Raw genomic sequence first — 23,600 nt, 5'->3', positions numbered from 1 at the left:
TTATTTTATGCCATGGTCTTTGTGACAGAGGCTAAGGTAAAATGGCGTGATGCAAATACGTCTTTTACCCGATCAGCTCATCAGTCAAATTGCCGCAGGCGAGGTAGTCGAACGCCCGGCTTCAGCGCTTAAGGAATTATTAGAAAATAGCTTAGATGCAGGCAGTACGGATATTCAAGTATCGCTAATGCAAGGCGGCGTGAAGCAATTAAGGGTGGCCGACAATGGCAGTGGCATCGCACAAGAGGATTTGGCACTAGCGCTGACGCGTCATGCCACCAGCAAAATCGCCAGCTTAGAAGACTTGGAAGCAGTCGCCAGCTTAGGCTTTCGTGGCGAGGCATTGGCCAGCATTGCTTCTGTCTCGCGCACGCAAATCAGCAGCCGGGCGCAAACCACCAAACATGCTTGGCGGATCACTTCTGATGGTAGCGAGGTATCTACCATTGAGCCAGCTGCGTTAGATGCCGGCACAGTGATTGAAGTGAACGATTTATATTTCAATACACCGGCGCGACGTAAATTTCTTAAAACCGAAGGCACTGAGTTTGGCCATTGTGAAGAGGCTTTTCACCGGGTAGCGCTATCACGCCCAGATGTAGCGTTTATGTTGCAACATAACGGTAGGGCGCTGAGCCGCTATGCAGTGAGTGCGCCGGAAAAGCGTTTTACCGAAGTGCTCGGTGCCGAATTCGCCGCGGAATCTATTCAGCTAGACGAGTCTGCCGCTGGTTTACGCTTGTGGGGTATTGCTGCCAAGCCTACCTATAATCGCAATAGCCGCGATACGCAATACGTGTATGTCAATGGGCGTTTTGTACGCGACAAGCTAATCAGCCACGCAATTCGTCAAGCCTATCAAGATGTGCTGCATCATGACCGCCATCCTGCATTTGTGTTGTTTTTAGAGCTGGATCCTAGTTTGGTTGACGTAAATGTGCACCCCAGCAAAACCGAGGTGCGATTTAGAGATGGTCAAGCGATTCATCGTTTTATTTTTCATGCGCTACACAAGGCGCTGGCAACGCCCACTGGTGTCTCCAATGCAGTCACCGCCAGCCAGGCGCAATACAATCCATTTGCGCCAACTGCCAGCAATGGGCAAACACCGTACCCTACTTATCAATCACAAATCAATTTGGCAACAAACGAGCCAGCTAATTTTTATCAAACCATGTTTGGCACAACGCCAACTATAGGGACTACAGATACGCGTGAATTTTCTAGCCCGGTATGCTATGCCGACACATTTGAAAACAGTACTACCCCAAATCAGCAAACCAACATCGATGAATTTCCACTAGGGTTTGCGGTTGCGCAAATTCATGGGGTGTATGTGCTGGCGCAAAACAAACATGGCTTGGTTGTGGTGGATATGCATGCTGCGCATGAGCGTATCATGTACGAAAAGCTCAAAGATGCACTGGACCACAAACAGGTACCGATGCAGCCCCTACTATTGCCGGTAAGTTTTAATGCAGATAGGCTAGAAGTAGCGACTGTACAAGATACATTAGCCAGCGATGCTGGAGGCTTGCAGCAGCTTGGCTTTGATATCGCGGTACTTTCACCCACAACGCTTGCAGTACGGGCGGTGCCAACTATGTTGCAACATGCTGATGCCGTGACCTTGGCGCGCGACGTATTGCGTGATTTACGCGAGTACGGTGCGAGTAGGGCGCTAACAGAGCGTAGAAACGAATTATTGGGTACCATGGCATGCCACGCTGCTGTACGTGCTAATCGCAGCCTGACCGTGCCAGAAATGAATGCCTTGCTACGTGATATGGAAGCAACTGAGCGTTCAGGTCAATGTAATCACGGCCGTCCTACTTGGTTTCAGGTGAGTATGGGTGATTTAGATAAAATGTTTATGCGTGGTAAATAGTGCACGCATTTTTAGGGTAAACGATAGGAGCAGAATATGACTACAACAGATGAACCAGCAACCCACGAGCGTGTATATAGCGAGGCGGAAGTCACACAAAAACTTCAGTCTGACTTGCCGCATTGGTTTTTAGAAGACGGTTGGATTAGACGCAAATTTAAAACCAGTGGCTGGAAAGGCACGTTAATGGTAGTCAATACTGTAGGCCATTTAGCGGAAGCAGCATGGCATCATCCGGATTTAACGGTTTCTTATGCGTTTGTGATTGTAAAACTGTGCACACACAGCGCCAAAGGCATTACCGATAAAGACTTTGAGCTAGCGACTAAAATTGAAGAAACCATTCAATGGCAGCCCAACAAACAAGGGTTTAAAGGTCAGCCTTCTGCATTAGAAGGTACACCAAATGAAGACCCGCGCTTTAAATATATCAAATACGATTAACTCATCACCATAGATTGCTGGCCGTTATGTCCTTGTTACCTCCTGCCATTTTCTTAATGGGACCAACGGCCAGTGGCAAAACCAATGCGGCCGTGTATTTAAAGCAGCACCTACCGGTAGAACTGATCAGTGTCGATTCTGCACTGGTGTTTAAAGACATGAATATCGGCACCGCCAAACCTGAGCCGGCTGTGTTAAAGCAGGCGCCGCACTTTTTGGTGGATATTATCCCGCCTACCAGTGCTTACTCTGCCGCCAACTTTAGAGAAGACGCCTTGGCCTTGATGCATGAGATTACGGCGCGCGGCAATATCCCTGTGCTGGTCGGCGGCACCATGTTGTACTTTAAATCTTTAGTATCTGGCTTAAGTGGATTGCCAGAAGCCGATGCCACAATGCGTGCGCAAATAGATGCCGAAGCGGCTGCTATTGGCTGGCCCGGCATGCATGCTAAATTGGCGCAAATAGATCCGGAAACGGCGGCACGCTTAATGCCTAACGACATGCAGCGCATACAACGCGCACTAGAAGTCTATGCGATTGCTGGGGAAACCATGACACAACTGCATGCCAAGCAGCAGGCGCAGACATTGCCTTATCGTGTGTTAAAGGTTGCACTGATCCCCAGTGACCGCAGCGTATTACACACGCGTATTGCCATACGTTTTCAGCAAATGTTAAACGATGGCTTGGTCGAAGAGGTGCGTGTACTGCTAGAAAAGTATCCAACACTCACCATGGACAGTACTTCAATGCGCTGTGTGGGTTATCGCCAAGTACTGGAATATATGCAGGGACAATATTCGTTGGAAGAGTTATGTGACCGAGGTATTTTTGCAACACGTCAATTGGCCAAACGCCAGCTGACTTGGTTACGCGGTATGGATGATACGCTTGCGCTAGACTGTTTGGATGCGCAACTGAATACACAAGTCATGAAGGCCGTACAAAACTTTTTGCTCTGAGTCCTTATTCTTTGAGCCTAAACGCAAAGAATAAGCGTGTTAGGTTTCTGCTAACACGCCGTTTGTCATGCTTTACTCAATTAATTGGATATTTGACGACATGTAGATGGTAGCCGTGCTTTTTAATATCTGCCGTCGTTTCTGAATTCGCCTTGTAGTCAACAGCCGCTCTTTCAAAAATCAACTTGGCATAATCAGGGTCCGGTACTTCAATTTTAGAAATATCGCTATTGGCTAGTACAGAGATAAACTTGTGTGCACTACTGGCGCTTTTATAAATATCTACTTTCATGACGCTCTCCATTCAGTCGGTGTTGAGTCTTGTTGATAGAAAGTTCTAGCGAGAAGATGGAAACCATCTCCTGTCTATGAATGACAGGAGTGACCTGAGGTGAGTTCCATTTAAAAAGAGAGTTGGCGAAAGTGTGAATACCTAGGCTTAGTGCAACGTAGAAATATTTTACTAAATATTTAATTAAAACAATTAATTAAATGTATTAATTAAAGTAATTTATCACTTAAATGCTTGCTGTATACGTCTACCAGCTTCTACACATTCGTCCAATGAAGCGACTAATGCCATACGGATAAAGCCTTGCCCTGGGTTAATGCCGTGCGCTTCGCGCGCCAAAAAGCTGCCAGGCAGTACGGTAATGTTTAGGTCGCGGTAAAGCGTAACAGCCACTTCCGTATCTGCTTGTTGCGTTTGTACCCATAGGTAGAAAGCGGCATCCGGCTTTTTAGTCGCCCATATTTGGTTGAGCATCGGGGTCATGGTATTGAATTTTTCAGCATATAAACGGCGGTTTTCAATCACATGCACTTCGTCATTCCATGCGGCGATAGAAGCTGCTTGCACTGCAGGGTTCATCGCGCAGCCATGGTAGGTGCGGTAGAGCGCAAATTGCGCGATGATTTTTTCGTCTCCAGCCACAAAGCCAGAGCGCATGCCCGGCACGTTTGAACGTTTGGATAGCGAGCTGAATACCACTAAATTTTTGTAATCTCGCCCTAGTAGATGCGCGGCTTGCAAAGCGCCCAGTGGTGGATTGCCTTCTTCAAAATAAATCTCGGAATAGCACTCATCTGCTGCAATGACAAACCCATAGCGGTCTGATAACTCAAAAATCGTTTTCCATTGCGCTAAAGTCATGACTTTGCCAGAGGGGTTGCCCGGACTACATACGTATATCAGCTGCGTACGTTGTAATACATCCGTTGGCACACTTTCAATGTCCATCACATGGTCTTGGTCTGCGTGCTCACTGGGCAATGTATTCAGAAAGTAGGGCGTAGCGCCAGCCAAAAAGGCAGCACCTTCATAAATTTGATAAAACGGGTTGGGGGAAATCACCACCGGATCCGCTTTACTGCCGTCAATCACCACTTGTGCAAAGGCAAATAAAGCTTCGCGGCTTCCGGTCACTGGCAGAATCGCAGTCTCCGGATTGAGCGCCGGAATGTGATAGCGGCGAGATATCCAATTGGAAATCGCTTCTCTCAACGCTAAAACACCGATAGTCGTGGGATAATTGGCCAGACCTGCAATATTGTGAACAAGCGCATCTTGAATGAGTGTAGGTGTGGCATGCTTAGGCTCGCCAATCGACAAGTTAATTGCACTATAAGCTGAATTAGGGGTAATACCTTTAAACAGATCGCGTAAACGTTGGAATGGGTAAGGCTGGAGTAATTGTAAATGTGGATTCATAGGTGTGTATTATAGTGAGCAATAGCAATAATCAAAACTTTTTTGCAGTGTTTGGGCTGTTATTTGGCGCGGTATGCTGGGGCATTATCTGGTATCCATACCGTTTAATGGCAGAGGCTGGTTTTTCTGGCGTGGTCTCCAGTGTTTACACGTATAGCATCGCTATTGCGATGGGATGTGTGTTGTTTGCACGTCATTGGCGCGGCGTGCTGCAGTTACCCAAGCACGCGTTTATTCTCTGTTTTGTGGCGGGCTGGACTAACCTGAGCTATGTATTAGCCGTGATTGATGGCGAAGTCATGCGGGTCATGTTGCTGTTTTACTTATCTCCGCTGTGGACGCTGATATTGGCGCATCTCTGGTTAAAAGAGCCTATTTATCGCCAAGGCATGATTGCCATCGTCATTTCTTTGATTGGCGCGCTGGTGATGCTACATGATTTTAACAGCACAGACTGGCCGCTACCGCGCAACCAAGCTGAATGGCTGGCACTTTCTTCGGGTATTGGGTTTTCGCTCACCAATGTCATTACGCGACGCTCCACCCATTTAAGCATTGCAGCAAAATCCATGCTGATATGGGTTGGGGTAGCTGGTATGGCTTGTGTACTGCTACCAATACTCGGTCAATCTATCCCGCCGGTGACAGCATTTCATCCAACACAGTGGCAGCTCATGGTGTTGATTGCATTGCTACTGACTTCTGCGACGATTTTTGTGCAGTATGGCGTGACAAAAATGCCTGCGATACGCGCATCGGTATTGTTTATGTTTGAATTGGTAGTGGCCGCAGTTGCCTCGTATTACTTGGCTAACGAGGCGATGACTTGGAATGAATGGCTAGGCGGCGGATTGATTATTGCGGCAGCACTTATGTCTGCCATGCAACCCGAAAACGCTGAGCCACCAAGCTAGATCTTTATATTGGGCTAAATTTTTATTGGCTAAAAGCTTTTATTGCTTTCTGCAGCAAAGCGTATTTTGAGTGATAGGTCATTGCGGGAATCCGCATTGGTCAGTGCGTTTTCTTCGTCAATTTTGCCGTTGGCATACAAGCGGAACAGCGATTGGTCAAACGTATTCATGCCAATGTCGTTATTGTCCGCCATGATGTCTTTGATTTCACCCAGCTTTTGTTTTTGAATCAACTCGGCCACGTAGGGCGTATTGATAAGCACCTCGCTGGCTGCAACACGTTTTTGTGATTTTGCAGCAACTAGGCGCTGCGAAATGATGCCCACCAAATTCAAGGAAACACTGAGTAATAGCCCTTGTTTAATCTCAGGCGGGAAGAATGAGATGATGCGCTCTAGTGCTTGGTTAGCGTTATTGGCATGCAAAGTAGCCAAACATAAATGGCCAGTCTCTGCATATGCCATGGCCAACTTCATGCTTTCCATATCGCGGATTTCACCAATCAGAATTACATCCGGCGCTTGGCGCATGGCGTTTTTTAACGCGTTATCAAAAGAGAGCGTATCTATGCCTACTTCACGCTGATTCACAATCGATTTTTTGTGTTGATACACAAACTCAATCGGATCTTCTACCGTAATAATATGGCCAGTTGCGTTTTCATTGCGATGATCAATCATGGAAGCCAGCGTAGTGGATTTACCAGAGCCGGTAGCACCGACCAGTAGCAACAGCCCACGCTTACGCATAATCAACTCTTTGAGTATCGGCGGTAGCCCAAGTTGCTCGAATGAAGGAATCTCGGTTTTGATATGGCGAATCACCATGGCCACTTCGCCACGTTGCTGAAACACATTGACGCGGAAACGGCCTATATCGGTTTTGCTAATGGCAAAATTGCATTCCAGCGTGGTTTCAAACTCTTTGATTTGATCGGCAGTCATCAGTGAGTAGGCAATCTCTTTGATCATGCCTGGCCCCATGATTTGCGCATTCACTGGTAAGTTTTCACCTTCAATATTGATATGAATAGCAGTATTGGTGCTAAAGAAAATATCTGAAGCGCCTTTATCCACCATAAACTTTAAGACCGGCGAAATATCAATGACAGCCATGTTGCCCCTTACACTCAAATCATCATACGGATTATTAACACTAGGTACACGTCACACATCGGGTGGCGCGCATAAATTATTATAAGCGTGAATATACGCAGTTTCTAAAGCTTGTACAAATACATCTGGGTTAAATAGCAGTTTGCGCTGTGTCATGAGCTGTTGTTTAACGGCTTTGAGCTGATCAGTATCTTGCGCAAGTGCGCGTGCGCGCTCGGCAAACTCGCTAAGCGATTGTGTTACCAGAGCATCTAAACCAAGTTGATGGAGTAGGCTAGCAGCCACTCTGGATGGAAATGTCTCGCCCATGCAAGTCAATACAGGCAAACCCATCCACAGCGCGTCGCTGGCAGTGGTGTGGGCATTGTAAGGTTGCGTGTCCAAAAATAAATCTGCATGTGCATGCCGCGCCAAATGCGTTGCAATAGGCACTCTTGGTGCAAATAGTATGCGTTCCGCAGCAATACCCGCTTGGTTGGCGGTGGCAATTAAATTGGCTTTGGCCCAAACATTGCAATCGAGCAGCCACAATACGCTATTGGGTATTGCTTGCAGTAGCTGCATCCAGACTGCATAGACTTCAGCGGTGATTTTAAATGTCTGGTTAAAGCTGCAAAACACAAACGCATCTTCCGGTATTCCGAGTGCAGATTTGCTGGATGGCTCGGCAACTGGACGATGTTGATTGTTGGGCTGATAGCAGGGCAGATAGATACATTTTTCTGCGAAGTGCTCTGCTTGCGGCGCAATGGTTTCATCCACAATCACATAGTCAAAAACACTTTTTGCGCCGACCTTGCCCATACTGCCGGGATAACCTAGCCAATTGATGCTGATGGGCGCCGGTTTTAGGGCAATAATTGCAGTGCGGCTATGTTTGGTGTATCCGGTTAAGTCCACCAGAATATCTATTTGCTGTGTTTGCATCAGCTGCGCTGCTTCGATATCACTGAACGTTTGAATATCTTCAAAGTGGTCCACACTATGCTGTATGGCAGCGCGCTCTTGAGAATGGTCATTGGGCCCGTAGCTATAGGCAGTAATATGGAAACGGGTGTGGTCATGCGCGGCAAGTAGCTCCGTGATTAAAAAAGCCAGCGGATGCAGCCTAAAATCGGCTGCCAAGTAACCAACTTTAATGGGTTTGACAGCTTTAAATGCTTGATACGTAGACGGAAGTGGGGCGATATGCCCAAATTGCTGTTGTGCCCACTGGCTTGCGCATTGCAGTTGCTCTTGCGCAGTAGTGCCGGGCATGGCTAAAAAAGCAAACGGCGGAATTTGCGCTTGTGGCGACTGCGCAAGCACTTGGCGTAATTGCGCAATTTCCGCGTCCAACCCTTGCCAATCGCAAATGTGCTGCTTTTGGTGAATCAAATGCGCCAGCGCATGATGCAACTGCGGGTTAATCGCCAATGCCTGCTGGTAGCAAGCAATGGCTTCATTCAATCGACCTAAATCGCGCAATACATTGCCAAGATTGTTGTGTGCGTCTGCATCGTTGGGGGCTAGTTTGAGTGATTGCCGGTAATGTTTTGCAGCTTCTTCAGACTGGCCAAGGGCGCGTAGTGCGTTGCCTAGATTGTAATAAGCGGCTGCGTCATCAGGCGTTATGGCGATACACTGTTTAAAATACACCGTCGCCTCTTGGTAGCGTTGCGCTGTATTTTCCGTATTGCCCAGTTGTAACAAAATTTGCGGATGATTGGGCGCCAAGCGCAATGCTTGTTGATAGCATGCGCGCGCTTTATCCGTCTGCATATCTGCCAAATAAAGCCCGCCCAGATCGTAATGCAGGCTAGGGTCGCGTGGATTATCTTGAATGGCTTGTAATAGCTGCTGAATACTTTGCATGCGCGAAAGTTTACCTTAAACAGTCAAGTTGACCAGTCGTTTTAACCCTAAATCACGCAATAAAAATCGATTAGGGTTGAGCTGTAAGGCAAGGTCAGCCTCAACAGGGTACGGTTCTCCAGTCATCATGCAGGCCAATAGCTCGGCGCAAAGTGGGGCCGTGGTGAGGCCTTTTGTACCGTGCCCCACATGCAGATACAAGCCCGCATGCCAAGGTAATGCACTTGCATTGGTTTTGTGTTTGGGTGGCTGCTGAGATAATAATTGCGCATCCACAAGCGCGCCTACCATGGGTAGATAATCTGGCGTGGCACAACGCAGGGCAGCACGCCCAGCATGGGCTTGATGCTGCAAATCAACCAACTGTGGAGACATTTTTTTAATCATGGCCAGGTTGTGCTGGTTGTCTTCTGCACGCAGATCCAATGTCGTATCACCCACTGAGAACGTTGCGCCTAAACAATGCTGCCCAGCGCTTGCTGGGGTAATATAGCCATCCGTACATAGCACTGTGTTTAGGGCGAGACTATTTGCTGAGGCTTGCACGGTAGTCATTTGCCCGCGCACTGCGGTGAGTGGTAAATGCGCGGTTTGTGTAAAGCGTAACGCATCGTTTGCGTTGGCTATTACTACCTTATCTGCAGTAATGACAGCTTGCTGCGCGTTGATGATATGCCACTTGTCATCTATCTGTGAGAGTTCAAGTGCAGACGTATCCGTGCACAGCGTGATATTGGGGTGCTGTATTAACGCAGCACACAATGCAGTTGGGTTGACCCAGCCGCCCTCGCTAAAATACAAGCCGGCATGCGCAAGCGGCACACCGGCCAGCTCGCTCGCTTGTGCAGACTCGACAAAACGCACAATATCCTCATTCAAGGTACGTTGCGCGATCTCAGCAATACGTGCCGATTCTTTAGCGTTAAACGCGAGTTGCAATAAGCCGCAAGCCTGAAAATTTTCTTCAGCTAAGTCTAGTTGTTTTAATAGGCGTAAGGTGTATAGATAGCTGCTGAGTGCGAAGCGATCCTGCGCGTTGGGGTGCCCGGCAAGGCGCGGATATAGCACACCCTTAGGATTGCCAGAGGCTTCTTGTGCAATTTGGCTATGCCGCTCTATGAGTGTTACATGGATGCCACGTTGGGCCAAAGCATAGGCAGTAGCACAGCCAGCAATGCCAGCACCAATTACGGCGACTGTTTGATTAAGATGTAGTGATAATAACGCTGCACCTTGGCCAGAAAATTGCCCATAGAGCATTTCACGCTTACGCCCAAAGCCGGCAGCCTTATGTGTGATAAATCCACGCTCTGCCAGACCGCGTTTTACAAAACCAGCGCTGGTAAACGTTGCAAACGTGGTTTGGCGATGTGATAAACGTGCCATCTGTTGATACAGTACAGGCTGCCACATGTCCGGATTCTTAGCGGGGGAGAAGCCATCTAAAAACCATGCATCTACGGATGCATTGAGTTGCGGAAGCTGGCTCGCCATATCGCCTATGGCCAGTGTGAGCAGCACGCGTCCGGAAAAGAGTGCTAATCGATGCACCCCTGCACATAAGCCACCATATTGTGCGAGCAATGCCTGAGACAGTGTTTGAAAATCTGGCCAGTTTTGATGCGCCAGCTGCATGTCCTGCCGTGTGAGTGGGTATTTTTCAATGCTGAGAAAATGTAGTCTGGCATGGCTAGGCGCTGTTTCCAGCCAAAGTTTGCAAGCACACAAAAAGTTTAAGCCTGTGCCAAACCCAGTTTCTGCAATCGTGAATGTTGGCTGTTGCAGATGTCTCCAGCGATTTTCTAATTGATTGTGCTGCAAAAACACATAATGGGTTTCGGCAATGCCTTGCTGTGGGTGGTCTGGATCCGTCGAGAAATAGACATCATCAAAGCGTGTAGAGTAGGGCTGGCCATCTCGCCAGTCCACAGCATTGGCTTGGGCTGGCGGCGGGGGCTGATATGGCGGAGTTTGCATGGGTGCCAGTATACCAAGTACCCGTGTACCTAGTACATGAACACCAAGTACATGTACACCAAGTTAACAGGCGCACTGCTATCAAACTGGTGTTTAAGTGCGTACTGTTCTGCGTCTGTTTTCCGGCTTGGCCAGCAGCAAATGTACATCACCCAAGGCGCGCTCAGTAAAGCCACCTTCGCAATAGCATAAATAGAATTCCCACATCTTAATGAACTCTTCTGAGTAGCCCAATTGGCGCACAGCGGCAATGTTTGCAAAGAAGTTTTCCCGCCACATGCGCAAGGTGGTGGCGTAGTGCGGGCCAATGTCTTCTAAATCATACAGGCGCATGTCTGTCATGCGTGTAATGCTATCCAGCATCGCTGTGTTAGACGGGATGTTAGAACCGGGGAAGATGTAACGCTGAATAAAATCGACGGATTGGATTGCGCTAGCATAACGTTGACCCGCAATGGTAATGGCTTGAATCAGCGCTAAACCATTGGGTTTGAGTAAGTTGCTGACTTTTGCAAAGTAGGTATCGTAAAACTGGTGGCCAACAGCTTCCACCATTTCAATCGAGACCAACTTATCGTAAGTACCCGTTAAATGACGGTAATCTTCTAACAACAAAGTGATGTTGTCTTGCAGATTAGCAGCCGCTACACGTGCTTTTGCTAAATCATATTGTTGCTTAGAAATGGTCGTGGTTGTGACTTTGCAACCGTAATGCGTAGCGGCGTAAATCGCAAAACCACCCCAACCGGTGCCAATTTCAATCACATGGTCATCGGGTTGCAAGTTTAACTTATCGCAAATGGATTTTAGCTTGAGTTCTGAAGCTTGTTGTAGGGTGTGAGTTTCTGCGTTGAATATCGCGCTGGAATACATCATGGTGTCGTCTAAAAACAGTGCGAACATGGCATTGCCTAAATCATAGTGTGCGGCAATGTTTTTACGGCTACCCTCAGTGGTATTGCTATTGAGCCAGTGCATGATTTTAAACATAGGCTTAGTCAGCCACTGATACCCGCCTTCTAAGCTGTCCATCACCTGTTGATTCAACACCATCAAACGAATGACATTGGTCAGGTTGTCTGCTGTCCAATAGCCCAGCATATAGGCCTCACCTGCGCCAATGCTGCCGCCAAAGGCAATCTCGCCGTAAAATCTTGGGTCATGCACATGTATGGAGGCCTGTATTGAAGTGGGCTGCCCAAATGTATGCATTGATTCACCATCGACTAGCATAAGTTGCCCTACACGTAACTGTTGCAGGCGTTTGAGTACCTGCGTTTTGGCAACATCGGCCACCCATTTAGCTCGGCTTTTCGCTTTTAAAAGGGTGGTCAGCTTTTCTTGCGGCAGCGTGTGTGAAGTCATGATGAATGGGTATCGGGATGTGAGTAAAAAGGAACACGCTTTAACCATAGCCGCAGTGCATTCCAATAAATGGCGGCCACCACTTTGACGGTCATCAATGGGTACAGCCACAGCATGCGGTTAAGGTGTTTAGACGTAAGTGCTAGACGATCCAGCGTTAATGTAGCGGAAAATATCTCTTGCCCGGCTTCAATATTTTTCATGTGTACCAGCAAGGCCTGGTCAGCGAGTTTAAAGCGCCAGTCATATTCGATTTGCATAGGCATAAAGGGCGAGACGTGAAACACTTTGGATAGCTTAAAACCAGTGATGGTGCCGTTATGCGTCAGCTTTGTTTCTTTCACTCCGTGGTAATCGTGCACATAAGCATAATCTTCACCCCACGGCGTATTGGTAATGTGGCTGACAATCGCTTGTAGCGTAAAGCCATCTGGCTCAAAGCAATAATAAAAACTCACAGGATTAAAGCAATGGCCAAAGTAACGCATGTTAGTGAGCAGCCTGACTGGGCCGCGCACTGCATGCCCGGTGGCTTGTTGCACTAACTGACTGATGGCTTGCTTAAGTGGCTGACTGGGGTTGCCATAATAGTCTGCGCGGTTAAACCATGCCACATTGCGTTTGCTGTAAGACCAAAAACGGTTTTCTTTAAACAGATCAGGTAATTCGTCCAAATCTAAATACATCATAAATACTTGGTATTGAAAGCCATGGCGCTTAGGCATCAAGCGTTGATGCGTGATCCAGCCTGTGTAAATCGCACTAGCTACCATGTTGAGACTGCTCAAAATGCTGTAGCGCGGCTAATGCACTTACTACGCCATCTTCATGGAAGCCATTGCGCCAATAAGCGCCTGCATAGGCGGTGCGATTGTGCCCGCTGATGTCAGCGTGTCTTGCTTGAGCCGCTGCACCTGCTACCGTGTATAGGGGATGCATATAAGTGAGTCGTTTGATGACTTTGGCTGGATTAATCCAATCGACATGATTCAGCGTCACTAAAATCGGCGCTTCAGACTGCAGCCCCTGCAAGATATTCATGTTATAGGTGACTTGCACCTTGTCAGATGGCTTGGCTGTGATGTGGTAATTCCAAGCCGCCCAAGCCAGCTTGCGCTTAGGCATCATGCTGCGGTCATGGTGCAGATAAACTGTATTTTCCTGATAGGGAATCGCGCCCAATATTTCACGCTCGGCTGCCGTTGCATCTTTGCCCAGTATGGCCAATGCTTGGTCACTATGACAGGCAAAAAATACGTAATCAAAGGTTTGCTCCTCTTGACCGACTGGTTTGACTTTGACTGTATTTTTGAGCCTACGCACACTTTCAATCGGCGTGTTAAGTTTGATGTTGGATTTAAAGGACTCTGTAAGTTTTTCTACATAGCTTTTTGAGCCACCTTGGATCACACGCCATTTGGGCCTGTTATTGACCGTTAAAAAGCCGTGGTGATGAAAAAAACGTACAAAAAAACGCGCAGGAAAATCCAGCATCTGTGCTGCATCGGTCGACCAAACAGCAGCGCCCATGGGGATAATATAATGTTCAATAAAGGGCTGGCTATAACGGCCTTGTGCAAGATAAGCGCCCAAAGTGATTTCAGTGCCGTCATTCAATAATTCAACCGCGTGTTTATTGAAACGCAAAATATCCAAAATCATACGGTAGAAGCTGGGTTTAAGCAGGTTTCTACGCTGCGCAAATAAGCTATTCATGCTGGTACCGTTGTACTCCAATCCAGATACTTCATCGCGCACGCTAAAGCTCATATCGCTGGGTTGCCAGCTCACATTCAGCTTATCCAACAATGCAATAAAGTTGGGGTAAGTGCGGTCATTAAATACAATAAATCCGGTGTCTACTTGGTAAGGCTTGCCAAACAAGTGGATATCATGGGTGTGGGTATGCCCGCCAATATGCGCATTGGCTTCAAAAACGGTAATCTCGTGTTGTGGGTGCAGGTGATAAGCCAGCGTATTGCCGGCAATACCACTGCCAATGATGGCAATTTTCATGACTAAAACGTAATTCCTGACTTAACGATACTGTTTGGACTCTCTGATGTTATGGGGGACTTTGCGCAAATTCCAGATCAGCCCACACGCAGCTAATACACGTAAACCATAGTAAGTAAAATCAATTTCCCACCAATAAAAGCCTTGCTTTGCCGCCCCCGGATAGTGGTGATGGTTGTTGTGCCAGCCTTCGCCCAAGGTAAATAGGGCGATGATGAAGTTATTACGGCTGTGATCGCGCGTTTGGTAGCGCCGCTTGCCCCATACGTGCGCGAGGGAGTTAACGCTAAACGTGGCGTGATACAACACAACAGTAGAAATCACAAACCCCCATACCAACAGCTGTAGCCCATTGGTGTTTAACTCTGGGGTATGGTGTGCCAATAACTCGCCTGTGATAAAAATAGCAACAGCAAGCGCAATAGGCATCAAAATATCGAAGCGGTCTAAAAACCTTAACTCCGGAAACTGCGCCAACTCTTTGACGCGTTCAAATTTGGTTGCAAAATTGGCACTGGATAAAAACCAACCAATATGGCTCCAAAAAAAGCCATGTTTAACAGGGGAGTGCGCATCTTGCTCTTCGTCCGAATGTACATGATGGTCGCGGTGGTGCGCAGCCCACCACAGTGGCCCACGCTGCACTGCCGTTGCGCCGATTAAGGCAAATACAAATTGACCAAAACGTGAGGTTTGAAAGGATTTATGGGCAAAGTAGCGATGGTAAAACCCAGTGATGGCAAACATACGCACCGCATACAAAGCAATGGCAAAGACAATGGCAAACCAGCTCCAACCCACCCAAAACAAGCCTAAGCAAGCAAGATGCAATGCCACGAAAGGAATCACGCGTGCCCAATCAATGTGATGCACGTTTGGCATGCGCATGTCAGAAGCCACTTGGTTATCAAACCAACTCAGTAGAAATTTAAAAAGCTTACCTATCCGTAGCGTATGCATATTATTCAGCCGAAGATTTAGTCGTTGCAGGCCAAGATTGCGGTACTTTTCTCAATTTTGCAGTGTCATAACCCAGTGATTTTACAAATTGCACCATCTCATCATAGTCGGTGGCCGCAATGGCTGGCGTTCTCGCCATAATCCATACGTAATCACGCGCATTTCTGGCAATCACTGTGCGTTGATAGTCTTGGTCTAGGTAAGCAATACGAAAATCTGCCTTAATCGGCCAGATAAACTGCATGCCCCAAATCGCATTACCGGTATTGGGCTGCACAAAGCCTTTGGGGTGATAGGTTTTAAGCGGACCATCGAACCCGCCTTTGTAATAGGTAAAGGTAGTGGCAATCGTACCATCTGGATTCAATTGGTAATTTTCAATCGCGTTGTAGGCTTGCGTTTCTATCATGGTGGGAATCACCGCAATCACGTACCAATCCCCCATAAATTTGGAAAGCTCAACTTGCTTCACTGGCTTGACTTCGTTCATAGCGTTTCCTGTGCAGGCACTAATGCTCGCCGCAATAATTAAGCAATAAATTACATTAAATAGATATTTTAAATTCATGATTTATTTAAGTTTATAGTTAATTTCATAACCTTCTGGCGTGATGGATTTTAACGCTAACCAATCATCGTTTTGGTCATACCACACTTCGATATTGAGCTTATTTTTCCCATTCAGCGCACCCATGATCTTGTAATGCTTAGCGTCTATTGAGCGTCCTTTTACTTGAATAGTTTCATTACCCAGAGATTGAATATTGGTATCCAAATACTCAGCATTTTGCGGATTCAGTAGTTTCTTTTGCGTCAGGATTTTGGTGTTCCAGTAAGCAAACGTCATAGTGCACTCAGGCAGTTTTTGCTTAGTTTTGTTGTAATTCACCTCAAACACACTGTCTTTGCGCTCTGCGTCTACATCCATCACAACCTTGTTTTCAACAGTGTGTGCTTTCAGCTTGGTCAAGCAATCGTTTTGCCAGGTCTCTTGTGCAGCATGTTGATAATCGTAAGCATTGATAAACAGCACTTTTACTTTGAAACTAGCTTGGCTGCTCAATTGGTTACCATCAAGAGTGAAGGTGTGCGTGCCTATCTTTTGCTTATCCAAGTACACATCAAACGACCAGTCTTTGGCGTAAGCGGGTGCATTGAGTAGCAATGCGAGCGTCATCCATAGCGATTTAGTTTGCATCTTTTGGTAACCCCGGCACAAAGGCATTAGTGTTTCGAATGTAATCCAGATAAGCAGGGCGGCGCTCAGTAATTGTACTTTCCAGCAAACTGACGCCGCTGACTTTTAACAATAGGAAAGTCATTAATATAGGGGAAAGGATGGCCCACCATGCGCCTGCCGCTAATGCAAACAAGTAAAATCCCCACCATACGCAGCACTCGCCAAAATAGTTGGGGTGCCTGCTATAGCGCCATAAGCCTGTGCTTAACACTTGATTGGCATTGGCAGGGTTTGCCTTAAACTGCTGCAACTGCCAGTCTGCTACAACCTCCCAATACAAGCCAAATGCCACCAATATCAGGCCTAAATAATCCAAAGCATTAAATGATGTCTCACCATCTAATGCGCCATAGATGGCAAGCGAAATGATCCAAGCCAACACGGCTTGCAGGCCAAACACGATATACAAGCTTTTAAACCAAAAATTGGGTTCGTTGTTTTGACGAATCACCACATAGCGCTGATCTTCATGCCCAAAGTTGCGCCACGAGATATGCACACTCAGCCTCACCCCCCAAATACTCAGCAACGTGAGCACTACCAGTATGCGCATGGTGAATTCATAGTTAAGCAGGGCAACCGAGTAGCCTGCCAACACAAAAAACAAGCTCCACATGCCATCCACATGGCTGACTTTGTTGGTCATTAAACTGAGCATCCAACCAAACAGTGCAAACGCACCTATGGCATACAAACTGTAAAGATAAAGTGACCAGTTAAACATGGGCATACCCATCAAATTTTTTCGAGAGATGAATCATGAGCGGCATCAATACTGCCCAGCCTACACCCAGCACAATATGGCTACTGGGCGTAATGGTGAGGGTAACAGCGCCTAACTTTTGCGCTGCAACGTACGCCAAAGGCCCACCCAGAGCACCCAACAACACGGCCGCCCAGCGGTAATTGCGCAGCCAGCGCATGCTGACATTCAAGGTGCTGGCAAATGCAATCCACAGGCCGATAATCCACACCGGCACCAAACCGATTGACCAGCCATGCGCTTGGTATTGCACCACGCCGTGGTTTAACAGCAATTGGTCAAATACAGCCCCTATGCCGCATATCGTCAACACTAAAAGCAACTCTCTAGCTGGGTGAGGTACAAATATCAACTGCACACTGACCAAAGATACGCCGACAATAAACCCTAGCCAGGGCAATTGGTTGGCGGCCCCAATCACAAACGCTAGCCATGCCAGCTGGAACAATACAAAATTAATAATGACGCGTTGTGTGGACATTTATCTTTTCTCAAACAAATAGTGGCTGACCCACCACTCCTGACCATTGTGATAGCCAAATAGCTCAGCACAAGCCATATAGAACATACGCCAGCGGTTGCGCCATACCTCTACTTGATCTGCGCCGTAGGTGTTGGCCAATATCGGTGTAATCTCGTCATGATGCTTATCTATGTTGTCTAGCCAAGCGTTTGCAGTTTTTTCGTAATGTGTACCGTCCCAGCGCCAACGATTAATCAAACGCATATGGTCTTGAAAATACAGAGGCAAATCATCACTGGGCATCATGCCGCCGCTGAAAAAATACTGGCTCATCCAATCGTTTGCATCTTGCACATCAAATGCATAAGGGGTGCTGCGATGCACAAATATATGCTTGAAAAACTTGCCTTTTGGTTTGAGCCAACTGGCCACTTTGCCATACAGTACTTGATAGTTGCGCATATGTTCAAACATTTCTACCGAGACAATGCGGTCATAATGCGCGGGCGCTTCAAACGTATTCATATCTGCAGTCAGGATAGTGAGATTGGTAATCCCCCGTGACTTTGCGGTTGCAGTAATGTATTCACGTTGGGAGTTAGAATTGGAAACACCTGTGATGTTGGCATTCGGATATTTTTCTGCCATCCATAATGAGAGCGAGCCCCAGCCACAGCCTAGCTCTAATATGGTTTGCCCATCTTGCAAGTCCGCATGGTCGCAGGTCTGGTTTAGCGCCAACACTTCCGCTTCATCTAACGTGCTGGTATCGGCCAGCCAAAAGCAGCTGCTGTATTTGCGTTGTGCGCCTAAACAGTAATGAAAAAATGCTTCTGGTACTTCGTAATGCTGTGCGTTGGCCAATTCTGGCATAGGCGCAATCTGCGCTGAGGCACGCATGCCGGCGATAAACTGCGTCAAATGCGCCATCGATGCCTCGCAGTCTTGCGCATTGATATCTTTAAGCCTTTGCTCGGTAAGTAAACGAATGCCTTTACGCACCAATGTGTCTGGAAGTTTGCCGGCTTCTGCCAGCTTGATTGCTAAACTCATGAATTCAAGCCTTTTTTTGATGTTGGTTATATATAGCTTCACTAGAACACGACACGCATATCACTGGCTTCTATCAATTACCTGCTTACTTTGTGCTACGAAAAATATTAGCTTACACATGATAGGGTAGATTACCATGCACAATGTTAATTAGCGCATTAACTAAATATATTTTGTAAATATTTTGCTTTTGGCAAAAATATTGCTCAGCAATTGCATGTAGTTTTCTAATGTGCCTGTTTGTCCATCATCCACCCAAATTTGTTCCTGTGATGATGCATATATAAAAAAACCAAGCACTTTGCAACGGACATTCAAAATGCATAGGCAACTATTAACAAACATTATTTTTAGTATATACTGTTCTGTATACACATGGTGAAAGTGAAAAAATGAAAACCAATCGTTGTTTAAATATTGTTGCATCTACAGTGGCTTTGTTAGTCTTAGTCTCTTGTGCATCATCCAACAAGTCATCCACTTCCAATCGAGATGACTGGCCAAGCTATGGACGAGATTTAACCAGCCAACGGTTTTCACCAGCCAACCAAATTAACACACAAAACGTGCAAAAACTGGCAGAAGCTTGGCGCTACAAATCTGGCATTAGCGCTACATTTCAAGCCACACCCATTGTCCAAAACGGGGTGATGTATTTATCCCTACCTTATAACCATGTGGTGGCACTGAATGCTAAAACCGGTCAGGAGCTATGGCGCTACACCCACTATAGACGCAAGGACTGGCAAATGTGCTGTGGGCCTGCTAACCGTGGCGTAGCGGTAGCCAATGGCAAAGTATTCATCGGCACGGTAGATGCACGACTAATTGCACTCAACGCGCAAACCGGCGCAAAAGAGTGGGATATTGATGTAGTAGAAAATGCCATCGTGACCGAAGGGCAAGATGCATTGGACAAAAATGATCCAAATAGCGCGCGCAAAGTCACCGGCGGTACTGGGATAGGCATTGCCATGGCACCAGTGGTGTACAAAGGTAAAGTGATTGTGGGCATTACCGGGGTAGGGTATGGTCTGCACATTGATAATCCACGTGAAGATGCACCATTAGGTGCAGTCATTGGGGTAACAGGGCGGTTTGGTCGTCCGGGTTTTCTTGCCGCTTATGATGTGAATAATGGCAAGCGTGTGTGGCAGTTTGATACCATTCCTGCGCAGGGCTGGGAGGGTAAGTTTACAGAGACAAGCGATGACGGCACAAGCTTTAACCGCGATATTGCGCAAGAAAAAACCGAATTAGCCAAATATCCGGATGCCTCCCGTTTCGGCGGTGGCTCGGCATGGAGCACGCCAGCCATTGACTCTGCAACCAATACTTTGTATTTCGGCACAGGTAATCCATCGCCACAAATGAACGATATTTCACGCCCAGGCGATAATCTATATACCGTCTCTTTAATTGCACTTGATACCGAAACCGGCAAGCTTAAATGGCACTACCAGCAAGTACCACATGATTTATGGGGTTACGACTTAGCAAGCCCGCCGGTATTGTTTAACTACGCTTGGCAGGGCAAAAAAATACCTGCGGTGGGGCAAGCCAGCAAAACAGGTTGGTTTTTCATTCATGACCGTGCCACTGGCCAACTGCTGAAAAAAACCGACGCATTTGTACCACAGCATAACCTATTTAAAAAAGCGACATTTGAGGGAACCGTGGTCTATCCTGGCATCTTAGGTGGCGCTAATTGGTCGCCAGTGAGTTTGGATGAAGCGCATCAGCGTGTATTTGTAGCCGCGATTCATGCGCCTATTAAATACACCTTACATGAATCTCCCGGTAAAGAAGGCAAACCTGCGATCCGCTATGCCGCTAGCGAACCTACCAATGACCCACGCTGGGGCTTGCTCTCTGCGATTGATTTAGTATCAGGCAAAGTGCTGTGGCAAGTTAAAACCGCGCAGCCTTTAATTGGCGGAGTGTTAGCAACCGCTGGAAACTTAGTATTTACAGGGGAGGGCAATGGTCAATTCAATGCCTATAACACGCAAACAGGCGAGCTATTGTGGCAAGGCAAGTCTGATGCGGGCGTAAATGCACCCCCTATCACCTACACTGTAAACGGCCAGCAGTATATTGCTGTGGCAAGCGGCGGTAGTTCTATCTTTGGCTATAAGCAGGGGGATGCAGTCACGGCCTTTGCCATTAAATAGAAGTGTTTTCACACCAGATATTTAATAGCTGCCGTGCTTTGAGTGCAACTTCAGAAGCGGTAAGCCCAATAGGGCCGGTGCCACTCGCTACCAAAGCATCAGCAGCGGCACCATGTACATAAACGCCTAACTTAACAGCCTCAATAGGGGGCATGCCTTGTGCTAACAAGCTCCCTATCAAGCCACTTAACACATCCCCAGTCCCACCACTGGCCAAGCCAGGGTTGCCAGTAGGGTTAGTCCAATAGTGCCCATCGGCATCGGCACATATAGTTTCAGCACCTTTTAATACACATATGCCATGCACTTGTTTAGCCAATGCTAGCGCACTGGCAATGCGGTTGTTTTGTATATGTGTAATGTCTGTATTCAATAAGCGAGAAGCCTCACCCGGATGCGGTGTAATGATAGTAGGGGCCTCACGTAGCTTGACTGCCTCGGCTAGAGAGGTATGTGTAGCCAACAAATTAAGCGCATCCGCATCCAGCAATAACGGTTTAGTCTGCTGTAAACAATACATAATCCATGCAATGGCTTGCGCCGACTGCCCCAAACCCGGACCAATCACATAGGCATCAATCGTGCTGGCTAATTCAGGCAATTTATCAAAGCTGCGGTACATCACCTCTGGGTACATCATATCCACCGAAGGCGCAATGATGCTTGCCATAGCGCAAGCATAGGTTCGGCCTGCACCACATAACAACGCAGAGCGAGTAGCTAGCAATAATGCGCCCAGCATGCCATCCTGACCACCCAACACTACCAAGCTGCCATGGCTACCTTTGTGCGCATCTTTTTTTCGCTGAATGTGCTCCATTGCCAAATCGCTTAACTTTAAATATTTCTTTTCTAATGTCATGCGGATACTGGTGTTTTTGTAGAGACTTATCATCATAGACCGAAGTCTAGTCCAAAAGTACTATGGCAACTTTTGGTAGTGACGAATATGCTTCAAACATTTTGTCTATATAGGTTTGCGCGATAAGCATTGGCAACGTCGATATTAAAAGCTATTAGCCAAAAGAAATGCCGTTGCAGAAAATATTGACGACTTGAAATGAAATCCATTACTAGACACGGACGATGTAGATGCTCAAAAAATTCGAGATTATCTAAATTCAAAAAAATAGCATTAAGTCGTTAATCACAAAGGGCTTTGTATTAGTGGCTGCTGCCAAAGGTCAGCTACACAATAACTCTCGAAGTACCCTTTACTCACAAAATCATTGCTAGATGCATCAATGACCACGAGCTTCTCGTGTTCATCTAAATAATCTCCAAGAAACACGTAGGCCTCTGAAGCTGTATAACTAGATGAAATATACCAAAGGGCGGGGTGAAGCTTAATCGCCATCCCCAAACTTTCAATCGCTTTATATACAGGCGGAAAGGGGAAGTCAATTGCAGGTAAATACTTAGCATCATACGAAACAAATAAATTACTCACTTTATGCTCCTTAATTCCCTTGTGAATTTGATTTATTTTTGTCTGTAAGATATTACCGACAGCTATAAATATCAGTAGTTCCTACAGCTTTGTTGAAGTAATCCCATTCTGACAAAAAATGATGAATTGTCCGACAGCAATCATTTTTCGCTTGGTTTATAGTCGGTTCTAATAAGACCACTAGGGTTTCTATATGCATAGATCAGCTTACATACTGAGTCCGAGACTAGTCATTGGCTCTAATATTGAAGTCATCGCTTTTGAAACACCACAAGAGTCAACCTATAAACCTAGCAAGGGCGACACCTTAAGAATAGCGATGCTACGGCACAATTCATTCTTATGTGGCGAAGTTGTATCAGTCAGAGGAAAAAACCTATACGTAGACATTGATGGTCAGGTAGCTGAGTGGAGTTATTCAAAATCGGTACCATTAATAACCACTAAAGGTTCTGTAAATCATTACTATTGCTCTAGTTTGATACAAGAATCTTCACTTTCATAATGCAAGACGTGGCTTATGGTTTTTGGCTAAGCCACCATTGAATATGGTAAATGGCAAAGGAGAGAATGATGTTCTTTCTTGGATGGCAGGGTATATACACGTTTGTAGCGTTGTGCGTCTTTGTTTGTTTAATGATCGCATTTTTTGCGAAAATATTAGACGAAGAAAAGCCGAAACCTAATATTTTTTATAAATGTGTAACACAGTAGCTAATTCATATAATCATTATTATTTGAATACATTTTGCGCGTGTATCCTGTTTATTGCAGCGAATGTGAATACGACAGGTTTCATTACTGCATTCATGGAAATAATCAGGACAACATTTAATAGTGCCTGATAAACAGGTACTTGTATTATTTAACATAATATACATTATGCGAAGTAAATAATTGGCGTGTGACCCAAGGAGTCAAGTATGTCACACACACAAAATGCCGAAGCCCTTCACAGCTTCATGCTCACACATGAGCAAATAATTCATATCGCAGCATCGTTAGCATCAGACATTGGTTCTGCCAGTGACTTCATGCCAGATGAATTTCTACTACGTCATCATGCGTTGTTAGAAATGTTTATGAATTTATTAACAACCGAAGAAAAAATCAGAGTCATTAAGCCGGTTCCATATCTTGGAGCACTTCAATGACTAACTTTTCAGAAAAACCAAAAAAGTCAAAAAAATTCGTTACTTTAGGCGCGTTAAAATCACCTAGCATATACATTGACCCCAACGACTTCTA

Annotated in this window: 22 protein-coding genes; 6 read left to right on the top strand and 16 right to left on the bottom strand. The window is 46.4% G+C overall.

Annotated elements, in window-relative coordinates; translation table 11 throughout:
- Window positions 1–49 precede the first annotated feature (49 nt).
- Genes mutL through miaA form a run of 3 tightly spaced genes read left to right on the top strand, consistent with a single transcriptional unit; the run spans window position 50 to window position 3,297 of the window.
- Window positions 50–1,888 carry a DNA mismatch repair endonuclease MutL gene (mutL, locus tag FG11_RS05165; protein ID WP_047533628.1) on the top strand — a complete coding sequence of 613 codons (1,839 nt, stop codon included), beginning with the start codon at window positions 50–52 and terminating at the stop codon, window positions 1,886–1,888.
- A gap of 36 nt (window positions 1,889–1,924) precedes the next feature.
- On the top strand, window positions 1,925–2,332 hold the full coding sequence (locus FG11_RS05160; protein ID WP_047533624.1) for a 4a-hydroxytetrahydrobiopterin dehydratase: 408 nt from the start codon (window positions 1,925–1,927) through the stop codon (window positions 2,330–2,332).
- A 26-nt stretch (window positions 2,333–2,358) separates the two neighbouring features.
- The gene (gene miaA, locus FG11_RS05155) at window positions 2,359–3,297 is read left to right on the top strand and encodes a tRNA (adenosine(37)-N6)-dimethylallyltransferase MiaA (protein WP_047533621.1); all 939 of its coding nucleotides are present in this window, start codon (window positions 2,359–2,361) and stop codon (window positions 3,295–3,297) included.
- A gap of 76 nt (window positions 3,298–3,373) precedes the next feature.
- On the opposite strand, the gene FG11_RS05150 is transcribed toward miaA, so the two are convergent.
- Together FG11_RS05150 and dapC are read right to left on the bottom strand one after the other, a co-directional pair.
- Window positions 3,374–3,589, bottom strand: a complete 216-nt coding sequence (locus tag FG11_RS05150; protein ID WP_020181975.1) for a hypothetical protein — start codon at window positions 3,587–3,589, stop codon at window positions 3,374–3,376.
- A gap of 222 nt (window positions 3,590–3,811) precedes the next feature.
- Window positions 3,812–5,008, bottom strand: coding sequence for a succinyldiaminopimelate transaminase (gene dapC / locus FG11_RS05145; RefSeq protein WP_047533618.1), 1,197 nt, complete (start codon window positions 5,006–5,008; stop codon window positions 3,812–3,814).
- A 14-nt stretch (window positions 5,009–5,022) separates the two neighbouring features.
- On the opposite strand from dapC, the gene FG11_RS05140 reads away from it, so the two are divergent.
- A complete protein-coding gene (locus FG11_RS05140; protein ID WP_047535805.1) occupies window positions 5,023–5,922 on the top strand; it encodes a DMT family transporter in 900 nt (299 codons plus the stop codon).
- Window positions 5,923–5,951: 29 nt separating this feature from the next.
- Here the strand turns inward: FG11_RS05140 and FG11_RS05135 are convergent, their stop codons facing one another.
- The 12 genes from FG11_RS05135 to FG11_RS05080 all read right to left on the bottom strand — a co-directional run bounded on the left by FG11_RS05135 (window position 5,952) and on the right by FG11_RS05080 (window position 18,728).
- A complete protein-coding gene (locus tag FG11_RS05135; RefSeq protein WP_020181972.1) occupies window positions 5,952–7,037 on the bottom strand; it encodes a PilT/PilU family type 4a pilus ATPase in 1,086 nt (361 codons plus the stop codon).
- A 51-nt stretch (window positions 7,038–7,088) separates the two neighbouring features.
- Window positions 7,089–8,891 carry an O-linked N-acetylglucosamine transferase, SPINDLY family protein gene (locus FG11_RS05130; protein ID WP_047533615.1) on the bottom strand — a complete coding sequence of 601 codons (1,803 nt, stop codon included), beginning with the start codon at window positions 8,889–8,891 and terminating at the stop codon, window positions 7,089–7,091.
- Between the two features lie 15 nt (window positions 8,892–8,906).
- Complete coding sequence (gene mnmC / locus FG11_RS05125; protein ID WP_052184949.1) at window positions 8,907–10,868, bottom strand: bifunctional tRNA (5-methylaminomethyl-2-thiouridine)(34)-methyltransferase MnmD/FAD-dependent 5-carboxymethylaminomethyl-2-thiouridine(34) oxidoreductase MnmC; 1,962 nt, start codon at window positions 10,866–10,868, stop codon at window positions 8,907–8,909.
- A gap of 93 nt (window positions 10,869–10,961) precedes the next feature.
- The gene (locus FG11_RS05120) at window positions 10,962–12,233 is read right to left on the bottom strand and encodes an SAM-dependent methyltransferase (RefSeq protein ID WP_047533612.1); all 1,272 of its coding nucleotides are present in this window, start codon (window positions 12,231–12,233) and stop codon (window positions 10,962–10,964) included.
- Window positions 12,230–13,006, bottom strand: coding sequence for a DUF1365 domain-containing protein (locus tag FG11_RS05115; RefSeq protein ID WP_047533609.1), 777 nt, complete (start codon window positions 13,004–13,006; stop codon window positions 12,230–12,232). The genes FG11_RS05120 and FG11_RS05115 overlap by 4 nt, the downstream gene beginning before the upstream one ends.
- Entirely contained in the window at window positions 12,996–14,249 is a 1,254-nt protein-coding gene (locus tag FG11_RS05110; protein ID WP_047533606.1) for an NAD(P)/FAD-dependent oxidoreductase, read from the bottom strand. Before FG11_RS05110 ends, FG11_RS05115 begins: the two co-directional genes overlap by 11 nt.
- A gap of 21 nt (window positions 14,250–14,270) precedes the next feature.
- Complete coding sequence (locus tag FG11_RS05105; protein ID WP_047533603.1) at window positions 14,271–15,209, bottom strand: fatty acid desaturase; 939 nt, start codon at window positions 15,207–15,209, stop codon at window positions 14,271–14,273.
- 1 nt (window position 15,210) lies between these two features.
- On the bottom strand, window positions 15,211–15,699 hold the full coding sequence (locus tag FG11_RS05100) for a lipocalin family protein (protein ID WP_155930877.1): 489 nt from the start codon (window positions 15,697–15,699) through the stop codon (window positions 15,211–15,213).
- Between the two features lie 81 nt (window positions 15,700–15,780).
- Complete coding sequence (locus FG11_RS05095) at window positions 15,781–16,407, bottom strand: DUF6134 family protein (RefSeq protein ID WP_020181964.1); 627 nt, start codon at window positions 16,405–16,407, stop codon at window positions 15,781–15,783.
- Window positions 16,397–17,173, bottom strand: coding sequence for a DUF1295 domain-containing protein (locus tag FG11_RS05090; protein WP_047533597.1), 777 nt, complete (start codon window positions 17,171–17,173; stop codon window positions 16,397–16,399). The genes FG11_RS05095 and FG11_RS05090 overlap by 11 nt, the downstream gene beginning before the upstream one ends.
- Window positions 17,166–17,693 (bottom strand): DUF2878 domain-containing protein, encoded by a 528-nt coding sequence (locus FG11_RS05085; protein ID WP_047533593.1) that lies wholly within the window; start codon window positions 17,691–17,693, stop codon window positions 17,166–17,168. The genes FG11_RS05090 and FG11_RS05085 overlap by 8 nt, the downstream gene beginning before the upstream one ends.
- Window positions 17,694–18,728, bottom strand: coding sequence for an SAM-dependent methyltransferase (locus FG11_RS05080; RefSeq protein ID WP_047533590.1), 1,035 nt, complete (start codon window positions 18,726–18,728; stop codon window positions 17,694–17,696). It lies immediately after the preceding gene.
- Between the two features lie 392 nt (window positions 18,729–19,120).
- On the opposite strand from FG11_RS05080, the gene FG11_RS05075 reads away from it, so the two are divergent.
- Window positions 19,121–20,902: a pyrroloquinoline quinone-dependent dehydrogenase gene (locus FG11_RS05075; RefSeq protein ID WP_052184948.1), complete on the top strand. Its 1,782-nt coding sequence runs from the start codon at window positions 19,121–19,123 to the stop codon at window positions 20,900–20,902.
- Here FG11_RS05075 and FG11_RS05070 read toward each other — a convergent pair.
- Window positions 20,895–21,800 (bottom strand): NAD(P)H-hydrate dehydratase, encoded by a 906-nt coding sequence (locus tag FG11_RS05070; protein WP_235276342.1) that lies wholly within the window; start codon window positions 21,798–21,800, stop codon window positions 20,895–20,897. The two genes, FG11_RS05075 and FG11_RS05070, sit on opposite strands and share 8 nt — an antisense overlap.
- A 249-nt stretch (window positions 21,801–22,049) precedes the next feature.
- Complete coding sequence (locus FG11_RS05065) at window positions 22,050–22,352, bottom strand: hypothetical protein (RefSeq protein WP_052184947.1); 303 nt, start codon at window positions 22,350–22,352, stop codon at window positions 22,050–22,052.
- Between the two features lie 923 nt (window positions 22,353–23,275).
- On the opposite strand from FG11_RS05065, the gene FG11_RS05060 reads away from it, so the two are divergent.
- Window positions 23,276–23,506 (top strand): hypothetical protein, encoded by a 231-nt coding sequence (locus tag FG11_RS05060; protein ID WP_047533585.1) that lies wholly within the window; start codon window positions 23,276–23,278, stop codon window positions 23,504–23,506.
- Window positions 23,507–23,600 lie beyond the last annotated feature (94 nt).

Origin of the sequence: Methylotenera sp. N17 (genome assembly GCF_000799155.1) — a bacterium.
GTDB lineage: Bacteria > Pseudomonadota > Gammaproteobacteria > Burkholderiales > Methylophilaceae > Methylophilus.
Note: the sequence above shows the minus strand (reverse complement) of the source record. Positions and strands in the feature narration are given on the sequence as shown.

What these genes read in the sequence shown, in the direction of transcription:
- mutL (WP_047533628.1), top strand. Translation starts at nt 50, where the DNA reads ATGCAAATACGTCTTTTACCCGATCAGCTCATCAGTCAAATTGCCGCA.
- FG11_RS05160 (WP_047533624.1), top strand. Translation starts at nt 1,925, where the DNA reads ATGACTACAACAGATGAACCAGCAACCCACGAGCGTGTATATAGCGAG.
- miaA (WP_047533621.1), top strand. Translation starts at nt 2,359, where the DNA reads ATGTCCTTGTTACCTCCTGCCATTTTCTTAATGGGACCAACGGCCAGT.
- FG11_RS05150 (WP_020181975.1), bottom strand. Translation starts at nt 3,589, where the DNA reads ATGAAAGTAGATATTTATAAAAGCGCCAGTAGTGCACACAAGTTTATC.
- dapC (WP_047533618.1), bottom strand. Translation starts at nt 5,008, where the DNA reads ATGAATCCACATTTACAATTACTCCAGCCTTACCCATTCCAACGTTTA.
- FG11_RS05135 (WP_020181972.1), bottom strand. Translation starts at nt 7,037, where the DNA reads ATGGCTGTCATTGATATTTCGCCGGTCTTAAAGTTTATGGTGGATAAA.
- FG11_RS05130 (WP_047533615.1), bottom strand. Translation starts at nt 8,891, where the DNA reads ATGCAAAGTATTCAGCAGCTATTACAAGCCATTCAAGATAATCCACGC.
- mnmC (WP_052184949.1), bottom strand. Translation starts at nt 10,868, where the DNA reads ATGCAAACTCCGCCATATCAGCCCCCGCCGCCAGCCCAAGCCAATGCT.
- FG11_RS05120 (WP_047533612.1), bottom strand. Translation starts at nt 12,233, where the DNA reads ATGACTTCACACACGCTGCCGCAAGAAAAGCTGACCACCCTTTTAAAA.
- FG11_RS05115 (WP_047533609.1), bottom strand. Translation starts at nt 13,006, where the DNA reads ATGGTAGCTAGTGCGATTTACACAGGCTGGATCACGCATCAACGCTTG.
- FG11_RS05110 (WP_047533606.1), bottom strand. Translation starts at nt 14,249, where the DNA reads ATGAAAATTGCCATCATTGGCAGTGGTATTGCCGGCAATACGCTGGCT.
- FG11_RS05105 (WP_047533603.1), bottom strand. Translation starts at nt 15,209, where the DNA reads ATGCATACGCTACGGATAGGTAAGCTTTTTAAATTTCTACTGAGTTGG.
- FG11_RS05100 (WP_155930877.1), bottom strand. Translation starts at nt 15,699, where the DNA reads ATGAACGAAGTCAAGCCAGTGAAGCAAGTTGAGCTTTCCAAATTTATG.
- FG11_RS05095 (WP_020181964.1), bottom strand. Translation starts at nt 16,407, where the DNA reads ATGCAAACTAAATCGCTATGGATGACGCTCGCATTGCTACTCAATGCA.
- FG11_RS05090 (WP_047533597.1), bottom strand. Translation starts at nt 17,173, where the DNA reads ATGTTTAACTGGTCACTTTATCTTTACAGTTTGTATGCCATAGGTGCG.
- FG11_RS05085 (WP_047533593.1), bottom strand. Translation starts at nt 17,693, where the DNA reads ATGTCCACACAACGCGTCATTATTAATTTTGTATTGTTCCAGCTGGCA.
- FG11_RS05080 (WP_047533590.1), bottom strand. Translation starts at nt 18,728, where the DNA reads ATGAGTTTAGCAATCAAGCTGGCAGAAGCCGGCAAACTTCCAGACACA.
- FG11_RS05075 (WP_052184948.1), top strand. Translation starts at nt 19,121, where the DNA reads ATGAAAACCAATCGTTGTTTAAATATTGTTGCATCTACAGTGGCTTTG.
- FG11_RS05070 (WP_235276342.1), bottom strand. Translation starts at nt 21,800, where the DNA reads ATGATGATAAGTCTCTACAAAAACACCAGTATCCGCATGACATTAGAA.
- FG11_RS05060 (WP_047533585.1), top strand. Translation starts at nt 23,276, where the DNA reads ATGTCACACACACAAAATGCCGAAGCCCTTCACAGCTTCATGCTCACA.